General features: G+C 63.4%; 25 protein-coding genes and 2 pseudogenes. 13 read left to right on the forward strand and 14 right to left on the reverse strand.

Going from position 1 to position 23,602, the window contains the following annotated elements; all coding sequences use genetic code 11:
- Positions 1-268: 268 nt before the first annotated feature.
- Complete coding sequence (locus MOQ67_RS11465) at positions 269-439, forward strand: hypothetical protein (RefSeq protein ID WP_226926067.1); 171 nt, start codon at positions 269-271, stop codon at positions 437-439.
- Positions 440-553: 114 nt separating this feature from the next.
- On the opposite strand, the gene MOQ67_RS11470 is transcribed toward MOQ67_RS11465, so the two are convergent.
- A complete protein-coding gene (locus MOQ67_RS11470) occupies positions 554-1,705 on the reverse strand; it encodes an MFS transporter (protein WP_102618293.1) in 1,152 nt (383 codons plus the stop codon).
- Between the two features lie 325 nt (positions 1,706-2,030).
- On the opposite strand from MOQ67_RS11470, the gene MOQ67_RS11475 reads away from it, so the two are divergent.
- Positions 2,031-3,053, forward strand: coding sequence for a diaminopimelate epimerase (locus MOQ67_RS11475; protein ID WP_198718156.1), 1,023 nt, complete (start codon positions 2,031-2,033; stop codon positions 3,051-3,053).
- A 43-nt stretch (positions 3,054-3,096) separates the two neighbouring features.
- On the opposite strand, the gene codA is transcribed toward MOQ67_RS11475, so the two are convergent.
- The 6 genes from codA to MOQ67_RS11505 all read right to left on the reverse strand — a co-directional run bounded on the left by codA (position 3,097) and on the right by MOQ67_RS11505 (position 9,190).
- Positions 3,097-4,332: a cytosine deaminase gene (codA, locus tag MOQ67_RS11480; protein WP_198718157.1), complete on the reverse strand. Its 1,236-nt coding sequence runs from the start codon at positions 4,330-4,332 to the stop codon at positions 3,097-3,099.
- A gap of 27 nt (positions 4,333-4,359) precedes the next feature.
- Complete coding sequence (locus MOQ67_RS11485) at positions 4,360-5,565, reverse strand: PucR family transcriptional regulator (protein WP_046384045.1); 1,206 nt, start codon at positions 5,563-5,565, stop codon at positions 4,360-4,362.
- Positions 5,562-6,830, reverse strand: coding sequence for a cytosine permease (gene codB / locus MOQ67_RS11490; RefSeq protein WP_104903549.1), 1,269 nt, complete (start codon positions 6,828-6,830; stop codon positions 5,562-5,564). Before codB ends, MOQ67_RS11485 begins: the two co-directional genes overlap by 4 nt.
- 191 nt (positions 6,831-7,021) lie before the next feature.
- Entirely contained in the window at positions 7,022-7,645 is a 624-nt protein-coding gene (locus MOQ67_RS11495) for an NUDIX hydrolase (RefSeq protein ID WP_017847009.1), read from the reverse strand.
- A gap of 31 nt (positions 7,646-7,676) precedes the next feature.
- Complete coding sequence (queD, locus tag MOQ67_RS11500) at positions 7,677-8,033, reverse strand: 6-carboxytetrahydropterin synthase QueD (RefSeq protein WP_017736453.1); 357 nt, start codon at positions 8,031-8,033, stop codon at positions 7,677-7,679.
- A 77-nt stretch (positions 8,034-8,110) separates the two neighbouring features.
- Positions 8,111-9,190, reverse strand: coding sequence for a hypothetical protein (locus MOQ67_RS11505; RefSeq protein WP_046483187.1), 1,080 nt, complete (start codon positions 9,188-9,190; stop codon positions 8,111-8,113).
- A 159-nt stretch (positions 9,191-9,349) separates the two neighbouring features.
- Here MOQ67_RS11505 and MOQ67_RS11510 point away from each other — a divergent pair, with 159 nt between their 5' ends.
- Genes MOQ67_RS11510 through MOQ67_RS11525 form a run of 4 tightly spaced genes read left to right on the forward strand, consistent with a single transcriptional unit; the run spans position 9,350 to position 11,941 of the window.
- Positions 9,350-9,652 (forward strand): PepSY domain-containing protein, encoded by a 303-nt coding sequence (locus tag MOQ67_RS11510; RefSeq protein WP_046483184.1) that lies wholly within the window; start codon positions 9,350-9,352, stop codon positions 9,650-9,652.
- On the forward strand, positions 9,652-9,963 hold the full coding sequence (locus MOQ67_RS11515) for a PepSY domain-containing protein (RefSeq protein ID WP_017847012.1): 312 nt from the start codon (positions 9,652-9,654) through the stop codon (positions 9,961-9,963). Before MOQ67_RS11510 ends, MOQ67_RS11515 begins: the two co-directional genes overlap by 1 nt.
- On the forward strand, positions 9,963-10,631 hold the full coding sequence (locus MOQ67_RS11520) for a response regulator transcription factor (RefSeq protein WP_017847013.1): 669 nt from the start codon (positions 9,963-9,965) through the stop codon (positions 10,629-10,631). The genes MOQ67_RS11515 and MOQ67_RS11520 overlap by 1 nt, the downstream gene beginning before the upstream one ends.
- A complete protein-coding gene (locus tag MOQ67_RS11525) occupies positions 10,628-11,941 on the forward strand; it encodes a sensor histidine kinase (protein ID WP_046483182.1) in 1,314 nt (437 codons plus the stop codon). The genes MOQ67_RS11520 and MOQ67_RS11525 overlap by 4 nt, the downstream gene beginning before the upstream one ends.
- A gap of 244 nt (positions 11,942-12,185) precedes the next feature.
- Here the strand turns inward: MOQ67_RS11525 and MOQ67_RS11530 are convergent, their stop codons facing one another.
- Together MOQ67_RS11530 and MOQ67_RS11535 are read right to left on the reverse strand one after the other, a co-directional pair.
- The gene (locus MOQ67_RS11530) at positions 12,186-12,941 is read right to left on the reverse strand and encodes a methyl-accepting chemotaxis protein (RefSeq protein ID WP_376741854.1); all 756 of its coding nucleotides are present in this window, start codon (positions 12,939-12,941) and stop codon (positions 12,186-12,188) included.
- Between the two features lie 102 nt (positions 12,942-13,043).
- Positions 13,044-14,360, reverse strand: a pseudogene (locus MOQ67_RS11535) (HAMP domain-containing protein); the annotation flags it as partial.
- Between MOQ67_RS11535 and MOQ67_RS11540 the strand changes: the two are divergent.
- From MOQ67_RS11540 to MOQ67_RS11555, 4 genes and pseudogenes are all read left to right on the forward strand, one after another.
- A complete protein-coding gene (locus MOQ67_RS11540) occupies positions 14,311-14,565 on the forward strand; it encodes a hypothetical protein (RefSeq protein WP_126585859.1) in 255 nt (84 codons plus the stop codon). The pseudogene MOQ67_RS11535 and the gene MOQ67_RS11540 sit on opposite strands and share 50 nt — an antisense overlap.
- A 10-nt stretch (positions 14,566-14,575) precedes the next feature.
- Positions 14,576-15,895, forward strand: a complete 1,320-nt coding sequence (locus MOQ67_RS11545; protein ID WP_162231498.1) for a Na+/H+ antiporter family protein — start codon at positions 14,576-14,578, stop codon at positions 15,893-15,895.
- A 72-nt stretch (positions 15,896-15,967) separates the two neighbouring features.
- Positions 15,968-16,789, forward strand: a pseudogene (locus MOQ67_RS11550) (cache domain-containing protein); the annotation flags it as partial.
- Positions 16,790-16,891: 102 nt separating this feature from the next.
- A complete protein-coding gene (locus MOQ67_RS11555) occupies positions 16,892-17,647 on the forward strand; it encodes a methyl-accepting chemotaxis protein (RefSeq protein WP_371918425.1) in 756 nt (251 codons plus the stop codon).
- 6 nt (positions 17,648-17,653) lie between these two features.
- On the opposite strand, the gene trhP is transcribed toward MOQ67_RS11555, so the two are convergent.
- Positions 17,654-18,976, reverse strand: a complete 1,323-nt coding sequence (gene trhP / locus MOQ67_RS11560; protein WP_026140032.1) for a prephenate-dependent tRNA uridine(34) hydroxylase TrhP — start codon at positions 18,974-18,976, stop codon at positions 17,654-17,656.
- Between the two features lie 161 nt (positions 18,977-19,137).
- Between trhP and MOQ67_RS11565 the strand changes: the two genes are divergently transcribed.
- Entirely contained in the window at positions 19,138-20,205 is a 1,068-nt protein-coding gene (locus MOQ67_RS11565; protein WP_017847019.1) for an AI-2E family transporter, read from the forward strand.
- A gap of 3 nt (positions 20,206-20,208) precedes the next feature.
- On the opposite strand, the gene MOQ67_RS11570 is transcribed toward MOQ67_RS11565, so the two are convergent.
- The 3 genes from MOQ67_RS11570 to MOQ67_RS11580 form a co-directional block, all read right to left on the reverse strand.
- Positions 20,209-20,382, reverse strand: coding sequence for a hypothetical protein (locus tag MOQ67_RS11570; protein WP_017847020.1), 174 nt, complete (start codon positions 20,380-20,382; stop codon positions 20,209-20,211).
- A 91-nt stretch (positions 20,383-20,473) separates the two neighbouring features.
- A complete protein-coding gene (locus tag MOQ67_RS11575; RefSeq protein ID WP_017847021.1) occupies positions 20,474-20,668 on the reverse strand; it encodes a hypothetical protein in 195 nt (64 codons plus the stop codon).
- Positions 20,669-20,913: 245 nt separating this feature from the next.
- Positions 20,914-21,264, reverse strand: a complete 351-nt coding sequence (locus MOQ67_RS11580; protein WP_198718160.1) for a hypothetical protein — start codon at positions 21,262-21,264, stop codon at positions 20,914-20,916.
- A gap of 155 nt (positions 21,265-21,419) precedes the next feature.
- Here MOQ67_RS11580 and MOQ67_RS11585 point away from each other — a divergent pair, with 155 nt between their 5' ends.
- Positions 21,420-22,238, forward strand: coding sequence for a shikimate 5-dehydrogenase (locus MOQ67_RS11585; protein ID WP_046384034.1), 819 nt, complete (start codon positions 21,420-21,422; stop codon positions 22,236-22,238).
- Between the two features lie 60 nt (positions 22,239-22,298).
- On the opposite strand, the gene MOQ67_RS11590 is transcribed toward MOQ67_RS11585, so the two are convergent.
- Positions 22,299-22,949: a YceH family protein gene (locus MOQ67_RS11590; RefSeq protein WP_017847024.1), complete on the reverse strand. Its 651-nt coding sequence runs from the start codon at positions 22,947-22,949 to the stop codon at positions 22,299-22,301.
- A 116-nt stretch (positions 22,950-23,065) separates the two neighbouring features.
- Here MOQ67_RS11590 and MOQ67_RS11595 point away from each other — a divergent pair, with 116 nt between their 5' ends.
- Positions 23,066-23,575: a DUF1993 domain-containing protein gene (locus MOQ67_RS11595; protein ID WP_017847025.1), complete on the forward strand. Its 510-nt coding sequence runs from the start codon at positions 23,066-23,068 to the stop codon at positions 23,573-23,575.
- Positions 23,576-23,602 lie beyond the last annotated feature (27 nt).

The following is a 23,602-nucleotide window of genomic DNA, read 5'->3' on the forward strand; positions in this document are numbered from 1 at the left end:
CAGCCGAATGCCGCGTCACTCGCGGCATAGGTTGGCAAGCGTAGTGAGCAGGAAGCACCACTTCAGTCAGGGAGGAAGGGTTTTACCACGAAGAGATTGCCATCGGCCGTTGAATGGCTGCCGGTGTCTTCACCTACCGAATCAGGTCTGGACTATGAATTCGACATCCTTTGAATCTCAGCCCTCCCAGTACACGGTTGCGAGCCTGGCGATGCCTGCACGGGAAGCAGGCCTCCCAAGCACATCCCGTTCGCAGGCACTCAACCTCATGTCTTCGCCGAAGTTCAGCTTCAGGGCGCCCACCGCCGAAGACTTCGATAAAGGTTCTCGAACATTCACGGAGGAACCGTTGTCCAGCCCTGTGTTTTCCACGCTCGCCGGGTTATGGCATAAGTTGTCTTGCCGTCTGGCCAATGACACCGAGCGGCATCTGGGCTAACCACTGAACCGTTCTGCCAGGCACAGCGCTGCGGACGGGAAACGATAAGGCAGGGAAGAAACGATCAGGCGTACATGAGCTACTTGAAGGATTCAGGCCGCTCATGTCCTTTGCTCATACCCGCAGTATTTTGCCGCTGACCGCCACCGCTGCGAGCAATCCCCCGATCAACAGGAAGGCAGTCGCCAGGCTGCTGCCATGGGCAATGAAACCGATCACTGCGGGCCCCGCGAGAATGCCGGCATAGCCGAGGGTGGTGATGGCCGGCACGGCGATGTGTTCCGGCATGACGGTCTGCTTGCCGACAGCGGTGTAGAGCACCGGGACGATATTTGAACATCCGGCGCCGACCAGCGCATAGCCCAGCAGGGACATGGCCCAGGCCGGTGACAGGGTCGCGAGGAAGATCCCGGCCGCCGCCAGCGCCCCGCCGGTGACGATCACCCGGGCAGCCCCCAGTCGACGGACAATCCGGTCGCCGGTCAGGCGCCCGGCAGTCATAGTCAGGGCAAAGGCCGCATAGCCCAGGCCGGCGTAGGCTTCATCCAGGCCGCGTTCGGCGCTGAGGAACACCGCGCTCCAGTCGAGCACGGCGCCTTCGGCCAAAAACACGATGAAACACAAGCCGCCGATAAACAGCACCACGCCGTGGGGAATGGCAAACGGCGGCCCGGCGCTTTCACTGCCGTAGGGCAACCAGTGGGGGGCGGCCTTGAACAGCGCCAGCGCCATGATGACGATCACCACCAGGGTCGCCTGCAGCGGCGAAAACCCCAGCCCCAGCAACCCGGAGACCCCCGCTGCGCCGACGATGCCGCCCAGGCTGAACAACCCATGGAAGCCCGACATCATGGTTTTGCCGCTGGCGCGCTCGACGATCACCGCTTGCAGGTTGACCGTGGAGTCGACCGTACCCAGGCCCGCGCCGAACAGGAACAGACCGGCCATCAGCAACGGGATCGAACTGACGGTGGCGAGCATGGGCAACGCCAGGCAGATCAGGACCGTCCCGGCGCTCAGTACGCGCCGGCAACCATAGCGCGAGGCCAGTGCGCCGGCCACCGGCATGGCGATGATCGAGCCGCCCCCCAGGCACAGCAGCAACAGGCCCAGGGTGCCCTCGTTGAGTTCGGCGCGGGCCTTGGCATACGGCACCAACGGCGCCCAGGCGGCGATGCCGAAGCCGGCGATGAAGAAGGCGATGCGCGTCGACATTTGCTCCAGCCGCCCGGGAACCACGGGCGCTGGAGTGGGGATGGCAGTCATGGAGAATCCTTGGTTTTGCATTCAACGAACGATGTCCGGCGCGACATCCTTACACATCAAGCCTGATCGAGCGAGCCAGGTTCACGCGGCGTTTGCGCTGGCGACGGGTTTTATTTTCGCCAGCACGGAACGCTCTGGACACTGGCTGCCACCTAGAGGACATCGACGTGTAGGAGGTGGTCTGGAAGGTGCGTAATCCCCGTGAGAATTGCTGAACCCCAGGCTTCCTGCGGCGGATGACGCACCTTCCAGACCACTTCCCACGCGCCGACCGTTCTGTAATACGCTGCTGCTTCTGTGTGCAGACGATTGGACGGACGACGCGATGAAGGACTTTCAGCCAGGCGACCCCACGACCCGGTTCTACGATGCCCGCGGCAATATCTATGGGGTGGTCAGCCCGGCCTGTTTGCGTCGCCACGGGGTCGAGGTGCCCGACACTGCGGCCCTCGCGGCGAGCCGGCGCGACGCTTGGGCACTGCCGGCCATTGCCGCCGAATGTGGCTGGGGGCCTTCGCCGCGTCCGGCCGGTGCCAAGGCGCACCGTTGTGATGGGTTGTTGGTCGGGCCGTTCCAGGCGGCGCCGCCGTTCGACCTGTTGATCGTCAACACTGACGGCTCCCTTGCGGAGCGCAGTGGCAATGGCCTGACCATCTTCGCCCAGGCGCTGAGCGATCAGGGCTTGATGACGCAGGGCTGCGAGCTGCGGGTGCATCACGATAAACAGGATGCGAAGTCGCCGCTGGCCACCTATGTCGAACCGGCACTGCACGAGCAGGTGCGTGGGTTCTGGCTGGCATTGGGGCAGCCGGCGTTCGGCCCGCTGGCGGTCGGCGCGGACCTGCCCGGCGCCGAAGAGGGGGCGTTCAGCCATGTGCCCGCGCTGGCGGCGATCAACCCGGCATGGACGCGCAGCCAGTTTGTGCGGGTGGGCAACCCCCATTGCGTGACGTTGGTGTACCAGGCCGCTGCGCTGCCGGACAATCTGTCGATGCACCAGAGCGCACTGTTCGAGCCCTTGCAGGCGATTGCATTTGCGCCACCTGCCGGGCGTGGCCAGCCCTGTGTGGCCGGGGTCAACTTGCAATGGGCTGCCCAGGCGTCCGGCAATCGAGTGCTTGCGCGGGTGTTCGAGCGGGGAGAGGGGCCGACGGCGTCCTCCGGGACCAGCGCCTGTGCCGTGGCGTGCGCCGCGTGGCGCGCCGGTTGGGTCGCAGGCGGGGAGGTCGCGGTGGTGATGCCGGGCGGTACGGTGCCGGTTCGGTTGCAGATTCAGGATGCGACAGTGCTGAGCGTCAGCCTGTTCGGGGCTGCGCGGCCGCAGCTCGATGCGGGGCCGCGCGGCTGATCGCGTCGAGTCGTATTAGCGGCTGTCCATCGAACCCCGCGTGCTACAAAAACGTCACCTGCGCCGGCTGGCGCTTCATCAACACCTTGCCGTTGCGGATCGAGTACAGCGCCAGGCCCTGGCTGCGAATCACCTCATAGTCGCTGTCGGCCGAGAGGATCAACAGGTTGGCCGGCCGGCCGGGTTCCAACCCATAGCGATCGCCGAGGGCCATGGCCTTGGCGCTGTTGTCCGTGACCAGGTCCAGGGCGTTTTGCAGGTTGCGGTAGCCGAGCATGTGGCAGATGTGCAACCCGGCTTCGAGCACCCGCAGGATGTTGCCGTTGCCCAGGGGGTACCAGGGATCGACGATGGAGTCCTGGCCGAAGCACACATTCATGCCGGCTTCCAGCAGTTCGTTGACGCGGGTGACGCCGCGCCGTTTCGGGAAACTGTCGAAGCGCCCTTGCAGGTGAATGCTTTCGGTGGGGCAGGAGACGAAGCTGATACCGGAATGCCCGAGCAGGCGGAACAGTTTGGCGCAGTAGGCGTTGTCGTAGGAGCCCATGGCCGTGGTGTGGCTGGCGCTGACGCGGGCGCCCATGTCGCGGCTGCGCGCTTCTTCGGCGAGCACTTCGAGGAAACGCGAGTGCGGGTCGTCGGTTTCGTCGCAATGCACGTCGACCAGGCAGCCGCTGCGTTCGGCCAGGTCCATCAGGAACTTCACCGAACTCACGCCCTGGTCGCGGGTGTATTCAAAGTGAGGGATGCCGCCGATCACGTCGGCGCCCAGGCGGACGGCTTCTTCCATCAGCTCGCGGCCACTGCGGTACGACTCGATGCCCTCCTGGGGAAAGGCGACGATTTGCAGGTCGATCAGGTGCGCAGTGTCCTCGCGCACTTCGAGCATGGCTTTGAGCGCGGTGAGGTCCGGGTCGGTGACGTCGACGTGGGTACGCACATGCTGGATACCGTGGGCGGCGAGGGCCTGGATGGTTTTCCTGGCGCGGGCCTTGGTGTCTTCGTGGGTGATGGTGGCTTTGCGTTCGCCCCAGCACTCGATCCCTTCGAACAGGGTGCCGCTCATGTTCCAGCGCGGCTCGCCGGCGGTGAGGGTGGCGTCGAGGTGGATGTGCGGTTCGACGAAGGGCGGTATCACCAGGTTGCCGGCCGCGTCGAGGTCGTCGGGCCCCGCCGTGGGGGCTGTGGTTTGCGGCGTGATGCTGGCGATCCGGCCGTGTTCCAGGTGCAGATCATGCAGGCCTTCACGGTTGCGCAGGCGGGCGTTGATGATGTGCATGGGCAAGTTCCTCTTGGCTAAAAACAATCAGGCAGACAGCCGCCAGATCATCAGCGCGATGCCGATGTCCAGGCGGTCATACGAATTATCCAGCCTCAGCCCGCACAGGGCTTCGATGCGCTGGACGCGGTGCGTCAGGGTATTGCGGTGGACGGCCAGGCGCTGCGCGGCGGCCACAAGGTTACCATTCTCGTGGAACCAGGCTTCGAGGGTCGGCAGCAGGCTTGGGCCATGGTGCAGGTCGTGGCGCAGCAACGGGCCCAGGCGGTCATTGAGAAACTGGTCGAGCAGCGCACGATCGCGCACGCCGCTGAGCAGCTTCAATACGCCCAGTTCGTCATACACGCAGAGCCCGGCGCGTTCGCTGAAGCGCCGCGCGGCGGCCAACGCCTGGCGCGCTTCATCCTGCGCCTGGGCCAGGCGCGCCGGCGGGTGGGCGGCGGCGCTCAGGCCGATGAACAGTTTCAGCGGCGCCAGGCGCAGGTTCAGCGGCTTCAACCAATTGGCCAGTTGCTCCCGGTTAGCCAGCGCCGCGACGGCATCGGCGGCCGGCAGCAGCAACGTCCATTGGCCGGCGCGCCCGAGTACCGGCACCGCGGCCGACAACTGCCGCAGGCGCCGGGTAATGCTGTCGTGTTGCCGCGCCAACTGCGCTTCCATCTGCGCCGCCTCACCCTGGGCAAATAACGCGTCGCTGCCCTCCAACTGCAACTGTACGATTTGCCAATGGCCGGCCAGGGGCATGCCCAACTGGGCGGCGCGGTGCAGCAGCAGATCCAACGATTGATAGTCACCGGCCAGCAACCGCTCCAGCACATCGTGCCGCGAGCGGCCCAATTGCTCGGACTGGATCAACGCTGAACCGATCGCCTGGGTCACCAGCACCATTTTCAGTGAGTAAGGCTGTTCGATCAGCGGCATGTCGGCGGCTTCGGCGGCGTCCAGCAAGCGCTGGGGAATCGCCTGGATATAGGCCGGCCCGGTGAGAATCACCAACCCGGCCACCTGACGCAGGCAGGCTTCCTCCAGCAGTTGCAGCAAATTCGCTTCGTCCCGTGGGTGATTGATACCGGTGACGAACACCAGTTCACCCCCCAGCACCCACTCGGCGATGCCGCTGTTCTCTGCGACATACGGCCAGCGCACGGCATTCTCCAGGCCCGCCGCCCCGGCGCGCAGGCACAGGGAATCCAGCCCCGGCAGGGCGAGCACATCGGCGATGGTCAGGCTCATGCCTGTGCGTCAGCCAACGGTGCCCGCACGCGCAGTACGGCGCTGAGTAACATGTAGGTCAGCGACGCGGCGACGATCCCCACCAACGGCGCCACCCAGGGCGAATTGAATGCCAGTACGGTGCCCACGGCGTAGGCGGTCAACCCCGGCCAGTTGAACGCCGGCAGGCGCGCATCGGCCAGGCGCGGGTAGCGGCCGCGGTAGCGATAGAAAAAGTCCGCCATGATCACCCCGCCAATCGGTGGAATCACCGTGCCCAGCAGGATCAGGTACGGCACCAGCATGTCGTACATGCCGAGCAGCGCCAGCAGCGTGCCGATCACCGCACCTGCCAGGGTCACCGTCTTGCGGCGGCGGGTGCGCAGCAGGTTGCAACCGGCCACGGCGAAGTTGTAGATGGTGTTGTCCTGGGTGCTCCAGATATTGAGCAGCAACATCGCCATCGCGGCCGTGGCAAAGCCTTGCAGCAGCAACACCTCCACCACGTCGGGCTGTTGATAGACGATGGCGCCATAAGCCCCGATCAGCACCATCAAGCCATTGCCGACAAAAAAACCGATCAGGCTGGCGAGCACCGCGACCTTGGCCGAGCGCGAAAAGCGCGTCCAGTTGGTGGCCTGGGTCGCGCCGCTGACAAAGGTGCCGAACACCAGGGTGATCGCCGTCGACACGTCCAGTTCCGACGTCGGCACCACCGCCAGCAAGCCTTGCAGCCCGCCGACTTTCACCGTGGCGACCCACATCGACAGGCACAACAGAATGCCCATGGCCGGCACCGCGATGTAGGACAGAATCTCCAACCCGCGATAGCCCACGTAGGCCGTGGCGCAGAACAGCAGGCCAAACAGCACCATCAGCACCAGCACGCTGCCCTGGCTCAGCTCGAAATATTTGCCCAGCACCACGGCGGCGGTGGCGGTGCCCCAGGCGTACCAGCCGATCTGGGTGAAACCGAGGATCAAATCACTGAGCTTGCTGCCGACTTCGCCAAAACAGAAGCGCCCCATCAGCACCGAGTTCAGGCCGCTCTTGAACGCGATGTAACCCAAGCCTGCGGCATAAATGCCCAACAGCAGGTTACCCAAGGCCACGACGCCGAGCATGTCGACGAAACTGAATGCCACGCCCAGCTTGCCGCCGGCAAACATGGTCGCGGTGAAAAAGGTGAAGCCCAGCAGCACCATGGCGGTGGACGCCAGGCCCTTGCGTGCGTGCATCGGGACTTCGCTGAGGGGGTAATCGTTGCCCGGTTCTTGCTGCGTCATGTGCCTTGCTCCCTGAATGAGTGACGCAGGCCTATTGCACCGCGCGTGCCAATTGAGCAGCAGTGACGGGCGCACGGTGGGTGTTGTGCAGTATGCACAGGATTTATCGCCAGACAGGCGCGGAACGCGGGCGGGAGTGGTCGCGGTGCCCAATCGGGCACGAAAGCGGTGCAGCGGTGATACAAATTGGATCAGTCGAACAGCGTCAGCGTGGTTTCGCCGCGATGAAACGCAAAGGCCGCCTCGAGATCGCTTTCGATGGTGCGCCCACGGGACAGCGGCGGCAGGTCGTCGAGGGCGAAAAAGCCCACCTCGGTGGTTTCGAACCCGGCCGTCGGCGCCAGTTGGTCGACCCGTTCACACAGGAAATACAGCTTGTAGAAGTCCCGCACATCCGGGCGATACAAGCCCTTGGCCTTGTGCGTGACGCTGTAGAGCGCCCGCGCCGTCACGGTCAGCCCGGCTTCCTCGCGGATCTCCTTGACGATGTTTTCTGCGGCCGACAGACCGATATCGGCATAGCCCCCCGGCAGTGCCCAGCAACCATCGGTCGCCTCGCGCACCAGCAGAATGCGCTCGCCGTCGATCACTGCGCCGCGGACATCGATCATTGGCGTCGAATAGCGCTGGGCGAAATCCGGGACCAGCCCGCTGATGCGCTCCAGCGGCACGTTGCCCAATTGCGCGAGCATGCTGTGGGCGATCTCGGCAATTTCTTCCAGGCGCTCGCGTTCGAAGTCGTCGGTGCAAAAGTGCAGCCCCGTGGACGCCAATGCCTGCAAGCGTTTGGCCTGGGCCAGCCAGGTGTTTTCCATGGGGCGCTCCCGCAGGGCGTTGACGTGAGGGTTACTCGCCGCGATAGATGCAGCCGCTGGTGCAGGTTTCGTGGATGCGAATCGCGCTGAGTTCGGGCAGCAGGGGTTTCAATTCGGTCCAGATCCACTTGGCCAGTACTTCGCTGGTGGGGTTTTCCAGGCCGGGGATGTCGTTCAGGTAGTTGTGGTCGAGGCGTTCATAGAGCGGCTTGAAAATCGCCTTGATCTCCGAGAAGTCGCGAATCCAGCCGGTATGGGGGTCCAGGTCGCCGCTCAGGTGGATCGCCACCTTGAACGAATGCCCATGCAGGCGCCCGCATTTGTGGCCGTCTGGCACGTGGGGCAGGCGGTGGGCGGATTCGAATGTAAATTCCTTGAAGATTTCCACAGTATTTTTCAGCTCGGTCAGGTTTCTGGCAGGCGGCGAGTTTAACAGCTACATCGCGCCTCGCGCATACCGCTGGGTCAAAGCGCCTGCAAGCGCTCGCCCAGGCCACCCTGGTCGGCCAGTTGCAGAAACTCATCGCCCAGGCGCCGGCTCTCGCTCATTGCGGTTTGCCAGTATTTGTTGCGAGTCGCGTCATCGCCCAGAAAGCGCTTGAAGTCGCTGCGGTCCGGCAGTTTGCCGTGGGGCAGGCGGGCCAGGTAGTCCTTCGACGGCGCCAGCAGCAACACGTCCTGCAAGCCTTGTTGATTGCTGCGTCGCCACGGCAGGCCCTTGTCGAACCAGCCGGGGATGACCCGGTCGGTGAAGTGCGGGTACAGCACGATGTCATCGCCGTGGTAGGGCAGGTCGAGGTGGTAATCCAGCAGGCCGCCGTCGCGGTAGGTGCCGGCACCGGCACCAGGCAGGTCGCGCACGCCTTGCATCACCAGGGGAATCGAGCCGGACGCCAGCAGCGCCTGGCGCAGGTTGCCCAGGTTCAGGTCGAGGAAGCGCGACGGAAAATCCCGCAGCGCATGCACCGGCGGCGCCTGGCGCGGGTCATGGATGATCAGCCGCTCGAAATGCCGCGACAGCCGCGCGCGGCCGCGCAGGTTGTCGGCAATCACCGACGACAGGCCCAGGCCCAGCCGCCCGCGGTGGTCATCGGCGAGCAGGCCGTGGCTCTTGACCACCATGATGTTCAGCCGATAGTCGGGGTTGTCCAGCACCCGCGCATCGCGCCCGGCCAGCAGGTCATCGAGCATGCGCCGGCAGCTCTGGCTGACCTCGGCCATGGTCACGCCTTTGGCGAAGCGTTGCTCGTTGTACAGGCGGCCGAGGTCGAGCAGGCCTTGCACCGGGTCGGGCAGGCAGGCGCTGGCAAACCGCCAGGAACCGATGGAGGCACCGATCAGCGCACGTTCGCGCGGCGCGCGGGGCAGCCACTCGCCGAACAGCGCCAGGTCCAGGCCCTGGATGCCCAAGGCCTTGGGCCCGCCTGCCGCACCGGGAAGGATACCGACATCGGCAGGCTTGAGGCCTTGCTCGCGAATGCGCGCAAAGGCGCGCTTGCCGGCCTTGAGGGTCAGGGCGGGAAACTTGATGTGGATGGCTGTCATACCGGTCTCTGTTGAAGCGAGCGGGGCAGTATAGAAAATCTCGCCGGGTGAAGGAAAACGCGGGTGACGCGAATTGCCATGGTGGCAATTCAGTTTCAGTTAAGTTGCCGCGGATACCCTGGCGGGCGTAGGACAAATATCGTGAAACGGAGACTCAGCATGAAGCGTCTTACAATGCTGGTCGCCGCCGGGTTCATTGCCTCTTTGGCGGCACAGGCCCAGGCAGTCGACCCCGACAAGTCACTCTGCGGGCCCGGCACTGTTACTATTGTCGCCTTCGATCAGCTGGACGCCACGGCCCTGGCCTTGCATCCCGGTTCGACGCTGCTGGACACCGACCTGGACGAGGTCTACGGCAAGTACCTCTACGAGGTCGAACTGGAGGATGTCGACGGCATCGAATGGGAGGTTGAATTGGACGCGCTCACCGGGCATGTGCTCAAGAATCATCAGGATACGTAATGAAGGTATATCGACGCGCCGCTGGCTGGGCGGGGCTGGTGCTCCTGGCGTTTTGCTCAAGCCTGTCAGCCCGCGACCTCAACCAGGACGAAGCCTTGGCACTGCGCCAGCAGGGGGTGATCCTGCCGCTCGAGCAACTGTTGCAGCAGGCCATGGCGCGCCACCCCGGCTCGCGGCTGCTGGAGGCCGAGCTTGAGAAAAAGGACGAGCAATATGCCTATGAGGTGGAACTGGTGACGACCGACGGTGTGGTGCGCGAGATCAAACTCGACGCCACCAGCGGTGCGCTGATCAAAGACGAGGAAGACTGATGCGCCTGCTGTTGGTGGAAGACAACGTACCGCTGGCCGATGAACTGCTGGCCGGCCTGCAGCGCCAGGGCTATGCCGTCGATTGGCTGGCCGATGGGCGCGATGCCGCGTACCAGGGCCGCAGCGAACCCTATGACTTGATCATTCTCGACCTCGGCCTGCCCGGCTTGCCCGGGCTCGAGGTGTTGGCGCAATGGCGCGCGGCCGCGCTGGCCACCCCGGTGCTGATCCTCACCGCGCGCGATTCCTGGGCCGAGCGCATCGAAGGGCTCAAGGCCGGCGCCGACGATTACCTGAGCAAACCGTTTCACCCCGAAGAACTGCACCTGCGTGTCCAGGCGCTGTTGCGCCGCTCCCATGGCCAGGTCAACCAGCCGACCTTGCAAGCGGCCGGCCTGCAGTTGGATGAAGGGCGCCAATGCGTGCTGCGCGACGGCGACGAAATCCAACTGACCGCCGCCGAGTTTCGCTTGCTGCGCTATTTCATGTTGCACCCGCAACAGATCCTGTCGAAAAGCCATCTGGCCGAGCATTTATATGACGGTGAGACCGAGCGCGATTCGAATGTGCTTGAAGTCCACGTCAACCACCTGCGCCGCAAATTGGGCCGCAGCGTGATCGAAACCCGGCGCGGCCAGGGTTACCGGTTCGGCGCCAGTCCTGCATGAAGTCGATCCAGCGGCACCTGAGCCTGGGGCTGATCAGCGTGATGGTGGTGGTCGGCGTGGTGCTGGCGCAAACCAGCCTGTGGTTGTTCGAAGCCGGTTTGCAGCGCTATTTGGAGGCCGGTCTGCGCAACGACAGCGAGAACCTGCTGGTGGCGCTGGTGCGCGGGCCGAATGGCGTGCAACTCGACGAGCAACGCCTGGCGCCGGCCTATCAGCGGCCGTTCTCGGGGCATTATTTCCGTATCGATTTCGCTGACACCCACTGGCGCTCCCGCTCGTTGTGGGACCAGGAGTTGCCACGCCTGCCCGCGGCCGGGCTCAAGGGCAATCTGCAACTGGGGCCGGAAGGCCAGCAACTGTTGGTACTGCGTTCGGACTACAAGCGCTTCGGCCAATTGATTTCCATCAGCGTGGCCCAGGACTACACGCCCGTGCGTGAAAGCTTTCGGCTGATGCGTCAGATCGGCCTGGTGCTGGGGGTGGCGGCCCTGTTGCTGGTGTTGATCCTGCAACGGGTCACGGTCCGTCGCGCCTTGCGCCCGCTGGAAGTTGCGCGCAACCAGATCGCCCAGCTGCAACAGGGCCAGCGCTCGCAACTCGACACCCAGGTGCCGCAGGAGCTGGAACCGCTGGTGGCGCAGATCAACCACCTGCTGGCTCACACTGAAGACAGCCTCAAGCGCTCACGCAATGCCCTGGGCAACCTCGGCCACGCGCTGAAAACCCCGCTGTCGGTGCTGTTGAGCGCGGCGTCGAGCGACGCGCTCAAGGATCAGCCGCGCTTGCGCACGCTGCTGCGCGAACAGCTTGAACAGGTGCAACAGCGCCTCGACCGCGAACTCAACCGCGCACGCCTGGCCGGCGACACCCTGCCGGGCGCCTTGTTTGATTGCGCGAACGAACTGCCTGGCCTGCTGGCGACCCTGAACATGGTCCACGGCGACCACTTGGACTTGAGCCACCACGCCGTCCCTGGCCTGCAATTGCCCTGGGCCCGCGAAGACCTGCTGGAGCTGCTCGGCAACCTGCTGGACAACGCCTGCAAATGGGCGGATGCGCAGGTGCGCCTGAGCATCGGCGAGACGCCGCACAGTTACCTGCTGGCGGTGGAAGACGACGGCCCCGGCATTCCCGAAGCCCAGCGCGACCGGGTGTTCAGCCGTGGTACGCGCCTGGACGAGCAGACCGACGGCCATGGCCTGGGCCTGGGGATCGTGCGTGATATCGTCGAGGTGTGGGGCGGGGTGTTGCAGTTGCAGGAAAGCCAACTGGGCGGGCTCAAGGTGCTGATCGAACTGCCCAAACGCTGAGGTCGATCAAAAATGGGGGGAGGGGCTTACCCCGGTGCAGACCGGAGACATTCTTTACGTTTGAAACCGGAGACATCGTTTACATGTATTAATCATGGCCAGGCGATGACCAGCCGATCAAAAGTGTGGGAGGGGGCTTGCCCCGATAGCGGTGAATCAGTCGATGTAGCCTTTGACTGACCCACTGCAATCGGGGGCAAGCCCCCTCCCACATTGGATTTTCTTCAGCGTTGGTGTCGGTCACTCACACCTGGAAATGATCCATCAACCCCTGTTGCTGATTGGCCAGGTGGTTCAACGCCTGGCTGACCCGTGCCGATTCGTTGGCCTGTTCTGACAGCGACTCGGTGACATCGCGGATTGTCGCCACGTTGCTGTTGATCTCTTCGGCCACCGCGCTTTGCTCTTCGGCGGCACTGGCGATCTGTAGGTTCATGTCGCTGATCACTGTGACTGCGGCGCCGATCTGGCGCAGGGCGGTGACCGCCTCGCCGACTTGTTCGACGCTGCTCTGGGCCTGGCGATAGCTGTTGCCCATGGCGCCGACCACATCGGTGGTGCCGCTTTGCAGTTGCTCGATCACCAGGCGGGTTTCTTCCACCGACTCCTGGGTACGACGCGCCAGGTTGCGCACTTCGTCGGCGACCACGGCAAACCCACGGCCGGCCTCACCGGCCCGGGCCGCTTCGATGGCGGCGTTGAGGGCCAGCAGGTTGGTCTGCTCGGCGATGCCGCGAATCACTTCGAGCACCGAGCCGATCTGCGCACTGTTGGTCGCCAGGCCTTCAACCTGGGCCATGGCGGTGCTCATGTCCGCCGCCAGATGGCCGATGTTGGTGGTGGTGCGGTCGATCACCTGCAGGCCGTCACGGGTGGCCTGGTCGGCATCGCGCGCGGCGTGGGCGGCCTGGGCCGCACTGCGGGCGACGTCCTGGGCGGTGGCGCTCATTTCATGGGAGGCGGTGGCCACCTGGTCGACCTGGCGGTATTGCTGCTCCATGCCGGCGCTGGTTTCGCTGGCGATCGCGGCGGATTGGTCGGCGGTGCCGCGGGCGTCCTGCACCGAGCGTTTGACCTCAGCGATGATCGGCTGCAGTTTGTCGAGGAAGCGGTTGAACCAGCCGGCCAGTTGCCCCAACTCGTCCTGTTTGGCGTAGTCCAGGCGGCGGGTCAGGTCGCCTTCGCCGCTGGCGATGTCTTCGAGCATGTGCGCCACGCTCAGGATCGGCCGGGTCACGCTGCGCGCCATCAGCCACACCAGCCCCAGGCCGATCACGGCGGCGAGCAGGCCCAGGCTCAACTCGAGCAGGGTGCCGCGGGCGTTGTCGGCGTCCAGTTGCGCTTTGAGCGCTTCGGCCGGGCCCACCAGGATTTTTTCCGGCACATCCAGCAACACGCCCCACGGCTTGCCGCCGGGGATCGGCGTGAACGGTGCCAGGACCTTGAGTCGATGGTCGGCACGCAGGCTGCTGATCCGCGTACTGCCGGCCAGGGCGCTGAGCAATTGCGCGCCGCTGGCGGTGTCGACCTGGTCCAGGCGCTGGCTGAGCTTGCTCGCATCCGGGCTGTAGCCGGCCAGCAAGCCGGTGGCGCTGAGAATGCTGACCTGGGTCTGGCCGTCATACAGCGTGTGGCTCGCCTGCTGGCTCACCGCCTGCAGGCTGTTGAGGTTGATGTCCACCGACAGCGAGGCAATGACTTTGCCATTCACCATCAGCGGGAACACGAGGCTGGTCATCAGTACGTTTTGGCCGTCGATGACATAGAAGTACGGTTCGATCACACACGGTTTAAGGGTGGTGCGCGGGCAGGTGAACCAGGCATTGGCCTTTTCCCCGCTCGGGCCGACGCTGGTGTCGGACATGTCGCTTTCGGGCAGCGACATGGCGGTGAGTTTGCCGGGCGTCGGCTGTGACCAATAGAGGGCGAATCGGCCTTTGTCGTTGCTGCCCAGCTCTGGCTGGTTGACGAACAGCTCATCCTTGCCGTCCAGGGCATTGGCTTCGAAAACCAGGGACAAGCCGAGCAGGTCGGGGTTGGCCTGCAAGGCGGCCTTGACCTGGCGGGTCAAGTCTTCACGGGTGTCGAAGGCGTCAAGGAAGCGCTTTTCCGCCTGTTCGCGCAGGAACAGCACCTGGCGGGAAAACCCGTGACCGTATTGATAGGCATCCATGAACTGCTGGCGGATGCCCAGCGCCTGCGCTTCGCCCTGGGCTTCGATACGCGCCCGGGCCGCTTCGTCGAGCATGTGCATGCTGGAGGCTTTGACCTGCTGCGAACTCTGTTCCATGCGATACAGCGACAGACCCACCAGCAGGGTCACGATCCCCAGCAGGCAGAGGCCGGCGAGCAGGGTGATTTTCCATTGAATGGACAGCTGTCTGAGGGACATCGCGGAGCATCCTTTACCTGAAAACATAGAGAGCCTTTATATCGGCGGCTATGTTTTTTTCTTTATTCAAACGTTCAATTTAAATTTGCAGGCGACGCCGTTTTTTGACATGCGACCGCGCCTGCTGCAAAGTGCGCGCCCTCTAATAAGACCTCCTTCCAGCCTGCTCACCGGCAGTCATCCTCCATGGCCGCGCGGGTGCGGGCATGCCTGTATTTTGTTTTTTGCTTGAGGTAACCATGATTAACGCAGTCATCGCCGCGGTCGGCACCATGCTGGTGCTCAGCCTGTCCCGCGTGCATGTGGTCATCGCCATCATCGTCGGCGCCCTGGTGGGCGGGCTGACCGGTGGCCTGGGCATCGACGCCACGCTCCAGGCCTTCAACGGTGGGCTGGGTGGTGGCGCGACAGTGGCTTTGTCCTACGCATTGCTCGGCGCTTTCGCGGTGGCGATTGCCAAGTCCGGCCTGGCCCATGCCCTGGCGGACAAGGCGCTGCTGCTGGTCGATCGCCAGGAAGCCAGCGGCGGCAGCCACGTCAAATGGCTACTGATCGGCCTGCTGTGGGTGGTGGCGATCGCCTCGCAAAACATCCTGCCGATTCATATCGCGTTTATCCCGCTGCTGGTGCCGCCGTTGCTGTATGTGCTGACCAAACTGCAACTGGACCGTCGCCTGATCGCCTGCGTGATGACCTTCGGTTTGATCACGCCCTACATGTTCCTGCCGGTGGGCTTCGGCAACATCTTTCTCAACCAGATCCTGCTGGCCAACGTGGCCAAGAGCGGCGTGGACATCAGCCAGGTCAACGTGACCCACGCCATGGGCCTGCCGGCGCTGGGCATGGTGGTCGGCCTGCTGGTGGCGGTGTTTGTCAGCTACCGTAAAAAGCGCGTGTACGACCTGGAGAAAATCGAGCGGGTCGAACAGGTCGCGGTGCAATACAACCCACTGACCCTGCTGGTGGCCGGCCTGGCGATTGCCTCGGCGTTCATCATTCAGTTGTGGTTGGACTCGATGATCATCGGCGCCCTGGCCGGGTTCCTGATTTTCTCGGTATCGGGCATTGTGCGCTGGCGCGAGACCGACGACCTGTTCACCGAAGGCATGAAGATGATGGCGATGATCGGCTTCATCATGATCGCCGCTTCAGGCTTCGCCGAAGTGCTCAAGGCCACCGGAGACGTGCGCTCGCTGGTGGAAACGTCGGCGGCGCTCATCGGCCATAGCCGTGGGATCGGGGCGTTGCTGATGTTGCTGGTGGGGCTGCTGGTGACCATGGGCATCGGTTCGTCGTTTTCCACGGTGCCGATCCTGGCCGCGATTTTCGTGCCGCTGTGTGTGCAACTGGGCTTCAGCCCGCTGGCCATTGTGTGCATCGTCGGCACGGCCGGCGCCTTGGGCGATGCCGGTTCGCCGGCGTCGGATTCGACCCTGGGCCCGACGTCCGGCCTGAATATCGACGGCCAGCACCACCACATCTGGGACACCGTGGTGCCGACATTCCTGCATTACAACATCCCGCTGCTGGTGTTTGGCTGGGTGGCGGCGATGACGCTCTGACGAGGTCGTCCTACAGAATCCGCGCAACTGGCCGTTAACCTCTCAAGCCGCCACTAATAAGAGAGAAAAGCCATGCGTCTGAGCCTGAAGGTCAAAGTCCTGTGCCTGGCCATCGTGCCGGTGCTGTTGTTTGCGTTGGTGATCAGCCTGACCACGGTGTGGATCCTCAAGGGGCAAGCGCGCAACGAGGTGGATGAGACCCGCCAGCACCTGCTCGACGCCGCCAAGGCCACTCTGCAGAGTTATGTGGAAGTGGCCATGACCACCATCAAGCCGCTCTACGACGCCGCCGCCCCGGGCGATACGGCGGCGCGTGCCGATGTGGTCAAGCTGCTGTCCAATACCAGCTACGGCAAGGATGGCTACTTCTTCGGCTACGACTCCGAAACCATCCGCCTGTTCAAGGGCAACAGCCCGGACGGCGTGGGCAAGAGCTTCAAGGACAACCGCGACCCGAATGGCGTCTACGTCAACCGCGACCTGGTCAAGGTCGGCAAGGACGGCACCCACTACCTGCAATACAGCTCGACCCAGCCCGGCCAGACCGAACTGGTGCCCAAGCTCGGCTACACCGAGTACCTGCCCAAGTGGGACATGGTCATCGGCACCTCGGTCAACCTGGATGGCATCGATGCCCAGGTGGCGGTGGTCGAGGCCAAGGTCAAGAAACGCATGGAGGGCGTATTGCTGAGTATCTTCGGTGTGGCCGTGCTGGTGCTGCTGGTGATTGCGGCGGCGGGCATGGTCCTGGCCAATACCATCCTGCGTCCGCTGCACCTGATGAAAGCCAACCTCGACGATATCGCTGCCGGTGAGGGCGACCTGACGCGGCGCCTGGCTATCACCAGCCAGGATGAGCTGGGCGATCTGGCCGGGGCCTTCAACCGGTTTGTCGAAAAGATCCACGGTTTGGTGCGCCAGATCACCGAAATGACCGCGCAACTCACCGGGCTGGTGGGCCAGGTGTCCGACCAGGCGCAGCGTTCGGAGCAGGCCATGGAGCGTCAGCGTCACGAGACCGACCAGGTGGCCACCGCGATCAATCAAATGTCTTCCGCCGCCCAGGAAGTGGCGCGCAGTGCCCAAGGCGCTTCCGTGGCTGCGCAACAGACCGACGCCGAGGGCCAGGCCGCCAAGCGCGTGGTGGACGGCAGCATCGCGCAGATCCATGCGTTGGTGAACGATATCCGCAGCAGCGGCGTGTCCCTCGACAGCTTGCAGCAGGACGTGTCGTCGATTGTCAGCGTGCTCGGCGTCATCCGCTCGATAGCCGAGCAGACCAACCTGTTGGCCCTTAACGCCGCGATCGAAGCGGCGCGGGCGGGGGAGGCCGGTCGCGGCTTTGCCGTGGTCGCCGACGAAGTGCGTGCCCTGGCCAGTCGCACCCAGACCAGCACCCAGGAAATCCAGGGCATGATCGACCGCCTGCAAAAAGGCACCGTCGCCGCCGTGGAGGCCATGCGCCGCTCCAGCGATGCCGGGGACGGCACCTCGGCCCAAGCCAACGAAGCCGGGGCGTCGCTGGACACCATGGCGCAGTTGATCGGCACCATCAACTCGATGAACGCGCAAATTGCCAGCGCCGCCGAAGAACAGACCGCGGTCGCCGAAGAGATCAACCGCAGCGTGCATCAGATTGCCGTGGCGGTCGACAGCGTGGCCGATGAAACCCAGTTGGGCGCCCAGACGTCGCGCAGCCTGGCCGACCTCGGCCAGCGCTTGGGCCAACTGGTGGCCCAGTTCAGGATCTGAGCGGGGTTACTCGACGTCGCGCATCAACAGGCCGAAACGCAGATCCATCTGCGCCGGCAAGGGCACATACACCGTGTGCCCATCCCCCGGCGCCACTTCGATGGCTTCGCCCTTGGCGTTGTGCAGGGTGGCCAGGTCGAAGTGAAAGTTGCCGGCGGGGGTCATCAGTTCCAGGTGATTGCCCACCGCAAAGCGGTTCTTCACCTTGACCTCCGCCAGCTCGCCCCGGCGCTCGCCGGTCAATTCGCCGACGAACTGCTGACGTTCCGACACCGAACTGCCGTTCTGGTAGTTCTGGTACTCGTCGTGTACATGGCGGCGCAGGAAACCTTCGGTGTAGCCGCGTTGGGCCAGTGACTCCAGGTTGGTCATCAGGTTGCGGTCAAATTCGCGACCGGCCACGGCGTCATCGATGGCCTGGCGATACACCTGGGTGGTGCGCGCGCAGTAGAAGTGGGACTTGGTGCGGCCTTCGATCTTCAACGAATGCACGCCCATGTGGGTCAGACGCTCCACATGCTGCACCGCACGCAGGTCCTTGGCGTTCATGATGTAGGTGCCGTGCTCGTCTTCGAAGGCGGGCATCTGTTCATCCGGGCGGTTGGCCTCCTGCAACAGGAACACCTGATCGGTCGGCGCGCCAATGCCCAGTGTGGGTTCCGGCTGATATTCCTGGACGATATCGCCGGTGACGTTTTCCACCGCCGGCGTGGCCTGGTATTTCCAGCGGCAGGCATTGGTGCAGGTGCCTTGGTTGGCGTCGCGCTTGTTCATATAGCCGGAGAGCAGGCAGCGCCCGGAATAGGCCATGCACAACGCGCCATGGACAAACACTTCCAGCTCCATGGCCGGCACTTGCTCGCGGATTTCGCCGATCTCTTCCAAGGACAATTCCCGCGACAGGATCACCCGGCAGATGCCCTGCTGTTGCCAGAATTCCACACTGGCCCAGTTCACGGTATTGGCCTGCACCGACAAGTGGATGGGCATCATCGGGAAGTGGCGACGCACCAGCATGATCAGCCCGGGGTCGGACATGATCAACGCATCCGGGCCCATGGCGATCACCGGGGCCAGGTCCTTGAGGAAGGTCTTCAGCTTGGCGTTGTGCGGCGCGATGTTGACTACCACGTAGAAACGCTTGCCCAGTGCATGGGCTTCCTCGATGCCCAGGGCCAGGTTGGCGTGGTCGAATTCGTTGTTGCGCACGCGCAGGCTGTAGCGCGGCTGGCCGGCGTATACCGCATCGGCGCCGTAGGCGAAGGCGTAGCGCATGTTTTTCAGGGTGCCGGCGGGGGCGAGCAGTTCGGGTGCAAGGACGAGAGACATGGGGAGTGGGGCCCAAAAGGCCGCGAGCGTAGCCGAACGCGTGCAGGGATTTATTGATCCAGGTCTACGCTTGCTGCAACAAAAAAGGCACTCCCGGGATTTGCGACGGACTAAGCACTTGGACGCAAGCGCGCGCCCGGCTTTTTTGACCTGGATCGGACATGAATCAAACCAACCTGCAATTCAAGACTCTGCTGTTACTGCTGGCCCTGGTGACCGTTGCCTTTATCTGGATATTGCTGCCGTTTTACGGCGCGGTGTTCTGGGCGGTCATCCTGGGCATCATCTTTGCCCCGATGCAGCGGCGCCTGCAGGTGAAATCAGGCTGGAACCGCAACCTGACCTCCCTGGCCACCCTGACGGTGTGCCTGGTGATTGCGATTCTGCCGGTGATCATCACCAGCGCCTTGCTGGTGCAGGAGGGGGCCACGCTGTATAAAAATGTCGAAAGCGGCAAGCTGGACGTGGCCGGGTATATCGAACAGTTCAAGAACTTCCTGCCACCTTATTTTCAGCACCTTCTGGATCGCTTCGGCATGGGCAACCTGGAAAGCCTGCGCGAGAAAATCGTCAAGAGTGCGATGCAGGGCAGCCAGTTCTTCGCCAGTCAGGCGTTCAGCTTTGGCCAGGGCACGTTCGATTTCCTGGTGAGTTTTTTCATCATGCTGTATCTGCTGTTTTTCCTGCTGCGTGACGGCCCGGAGCTGGTGCGAAAAGTCCGCACGGCGGTGCCGCTGGCCGAGCCGCAAAAGCGCCGCCTGCAACTCAAGTTCAACCGCGTGGTGCGCGCCACGGTCAAGGGCAACGTGCTGGTTGCCGTGACCCAAGGGGCGTTGGGCGGTTTGATCTTCTGGTTTCTGGACATTCCCAGCGCGTTGCTCTGGGCGGTGCTGATGGCGTTTTTGTCGCTGCTGCCGGCGGTGGGCGCGGGGATCGTGTGGGGGCCGGTGGCGGCGTACTTCCTGCTGAGCGGGGCGATCTGGCAAGGCGTGGTGCTGAGCCTGTTCGGTGTGTTCGTCATCGGCCTGGTGGATAACGTGCTGCGCCCGATTCTGGTGGGCAAGGACACCAAGATGCCGGACTACCTGATTCTGATCTCGACCCTGGGCGGCTTGTCGGTGTTCGGCCTCAACGGCTTTGTGATCGGGCCGCTGGTGGCGGCGTTGTTCATGTCCAGCTGGGCGTTGTTTGTCGAAAGCAAGCCGCGGCTCAAGTTGCCGTTGCCCTAGGCCTCAGGCGCGCAGCCTGAAGGTTGCCGCTTGTTGCTCGGCAGCCGATAACGAGGTGAGCGGGCCGCTGACGGGTTCGCCATCGTGCATCAGGTACCAGCAGGCGAGTACACCCAGCTTGCGCAGGGGGGCAGGAACGGCGCTGCCGATGACGGACATGATCTGAATAGTGGGCATATGGACCTCCAATCGCTATGAGGGTCACCTTACGGGGTGCCAGCGTCGAGGAAAAATCACCCGGCTTGATAGTCGACATCAACGCCAGGCGTCACTCCACCACTTGATCGAGCATGTGTACCACTTCTTGCTCATTGAGCAGGCCTTTGCGCACCAGGCTTTCGGTCAGCAGCGCGAGGAATTTTGCGCTGCGGTGGCCTTCCAGGTGCTTGAGTTCGGTCAGTGCGCTGTAGACCTTGCTGGACGTACAGAGTCCGGCTACGTGGTGTGGGTTTTGCGTGGGCATGGTCAGCCGTCCTTGTTGTTATCGGGTTCAGAGGTGGGATAGTGAAAGTGAGTCGTGACACAAACATGACAGCGCGAGACCCGGTCGGGCAAGTAGACTTTCGGCTTCGATGATGTGGGATTACGACTCGGCCATTGTCCTTATAACGACCTTGGTACGATCAATCCGCACGATGTGCAATAAAACGCCATGCAAAAAAAGGCCTCGCGGGTGGGCGAGGCCGGTTCAGGCAGATCGGTTCAAGCTTACCAACCGCGGCCATAATAGCCGTGGGGGTGGCCGTAATAGCCACGTGGTGGGCCGTAATACACCGGCGCCGGGCGGTAATAGACCTGTTGTTGCACATACACCGGCGGCGGTGCGTAGTACACAGGCGGCGGTGCGGCGTAAACCGGTTGCGGTTGCACATACACCGGCTGCTGCACATAGACTTCACGGGGTTGGCTGGCAACCACGGAGCCTACGACGGCGGCGCCGACTAACGCACCCAAGACGGCCGGACCACCCCATCCACCACCGTGGGCGGAGGCTTGGCCTGCCATAGCGAGTGTACCGATAAGCAAGGCGATCTTGGGGATTTTACGAATCATGGTCATTCCTCGGTTAGCCCCTGCGCTTGTGGCCTGCAATCAATTGGCTCAAGTAATGTCGCGGGATACTTTTAAGACAACGTATTTCTGAAAAACAGCACGGCCGATTGGTAAAGGTTGTGTAAGGTCTGTACCGATTTGCTTACTTCAAGGAGTTACCCATGCAGATGCACCCCAACAAGGATACCCAACTGTGCATGTCACTGTCGGCGCGTCCCGGGAATTTCGGCCTGCGATTTCATAACCATTTGTATGAACAACTGGGTCTGAATTTCTACTATAAAGCCTTCAGCAGCCAGGATTTAGCCGGCGCGATCGGCGGTATCCGGGCGTTGGGGATTCGCGGTTGCGGGGTGTCGATGCCGTTCAAGGAGGCCAGTATTGCCCTGGTGGACGAACTGGACAGTTCGGTCAAAGCCATCGCGTCCCTGAACACCATCGTCAACACGGCCGGCCATCTCAAGGCCTACAACACCGACTACATCGCCATCGCGCAACTGTTGAAAAAGCATGCAGTGCCGACAGATTCGACCTTTGCCCTGCGCGGCAGCGGCGGCATGGCCAAAGCCGTGGCCAGTGCCCTGCGCGACGGCGGGTATGCCAATGGCGTGATCGTGGCGCGTAACGAAGCGGCGGGCAGGGCGCTGGCGCAGAGCCTGGGTTATCAATGGCAGGCGCAATTGGGCGATCTGCGCCCGCAGATGTTGATCAACGTCACGCCGATCGGCATGACCGGCGGGGCCGAGGCCGATCAGTTGGCTTTCGAGGCTGACGCGGTGGACCAGGCGCAGACTGTGTTCGATGTGGTGGCGATCCCGGCGGAAACACCGTTGATCGTGCGCGCACGTGCCCAAGGCAAGCGCGTGATCACCGGGCTGGAAGTGATCGCGATCCAGGCGCTGGAGCAGTTTGTGTTGTACACCGGGGTGCGGCCGACCCAGGAGCAGTTCGAAAGCGCCGTCGCGTTTGCGCGAGGCTGAACAGCGCGGCCAATCACCTGTAGGAGCAGGCAAGCCGGCTCCTACAGGGGGTTGAGCGTGTCAGGCCTGTTCCAGCTGTGCCAGCCGTTCTTCGAGCGCGGCAATCCGCGCTTCCAGCTCTTCGATGCGCTCGACTGAGACCCCGCCGGCCCCGCGTTCCACCGGGTTGCCGCGCGCCGCGATAATCGCCTCGATATCCGCCGGGTCGCCCAGCGCGTGGGTATAGCGATCCTCGCGTTGCCCCGCCTGGCGCGGCACCAGCACGGCCAGCCCCCGCGCAATCAGGCGTTCCAACTGGTGTACGACCTGGTCGGCGTCTTCGAAGTCATGCATGCGCCCGCTGCGGGTCAGCAGTTCGTTGACCGTCTGCGGCCCACGCAGAAACAGCAGCCCGGTCAGGATCACCTGGGCCGGCACCAATTCCAGCGCCTTGTCGACCCGGTGTTCCCAGCGGTCGGCGCGGCTGCCCATGACCAGGCGGGTGAAACCCTGGCCTTCCAGCACGCGCAGGCTTTGGCCGACCTGGCCTTGACTGAGGTTCATCACCGGCTCGCGGCTGGTCTTCTGGTTGCAGGCCAGCACCAGCGCGTTGAGGGTCAGGGGGTAGGTTTCCGGGTTGGTCGCCTGTTTTTCGATCAGGCAGCCCAGGATGCGGATTTCCGTGCTGTTCAGGCGCGGCTCAGGGGTGTCGGTATCGTGCTCAGCGGTCATCGCGCTTTCCCTATGCAGTGAACGCACTAGCCTAATCCTGAAAAAATAAAAGACAAGCGGCCGGCATGGCTATAATCGCTGCTGGTTCCAACCCAGCCCTTACCGATGAGACTGTCATGACTATTTCCCTGTACGCCGCTTCCGTCCCAGTCTTCAAGCAAATGCTCACCGCCCTGAGCGGTGTGCTGGACAAAGCCGAAGCCCACGCCACCGCGAAGAACATCGAACCCAACGCCTTGCTGCAAGCGCGCCTGTTCCCGGACATGTTCCAACTGGTGCGCCAGGTGCAGATCGCCGTCGACTTCGCCAAGGGCGTTTCCGCGCGCCTGGCCGAGATCGAAGTGCCGAAATATGAAGACAACGAAGTGACCTTCGCCGACCTGCAAGCGCTGATCGCCAAGGTCCTGGCGTTTATGGACAGCATCAAGCCCGAGCAAATCGACGGCAAAGAAGGCATCGAGATCATCACTCGCCCAGGCACGCCGAAAGAGAAGCGCTTCAGCGGCCAGTCCTACCTGCTGACCTACGGCCTGCCGCAGTTCTTCTTCCACGTCACCACCGCCTACGCGCTGTTGCGTCACAACGGTGTGGAAGTGGGCAAGCGTGATTACATGGGCGCTTTCTAAGCGCTTGAGCCTCCAGGGTCATTGTTT

The sequence above is a fragment of the Pseudomonas sp. LY-1 genome (assembly GCF_053502595.1).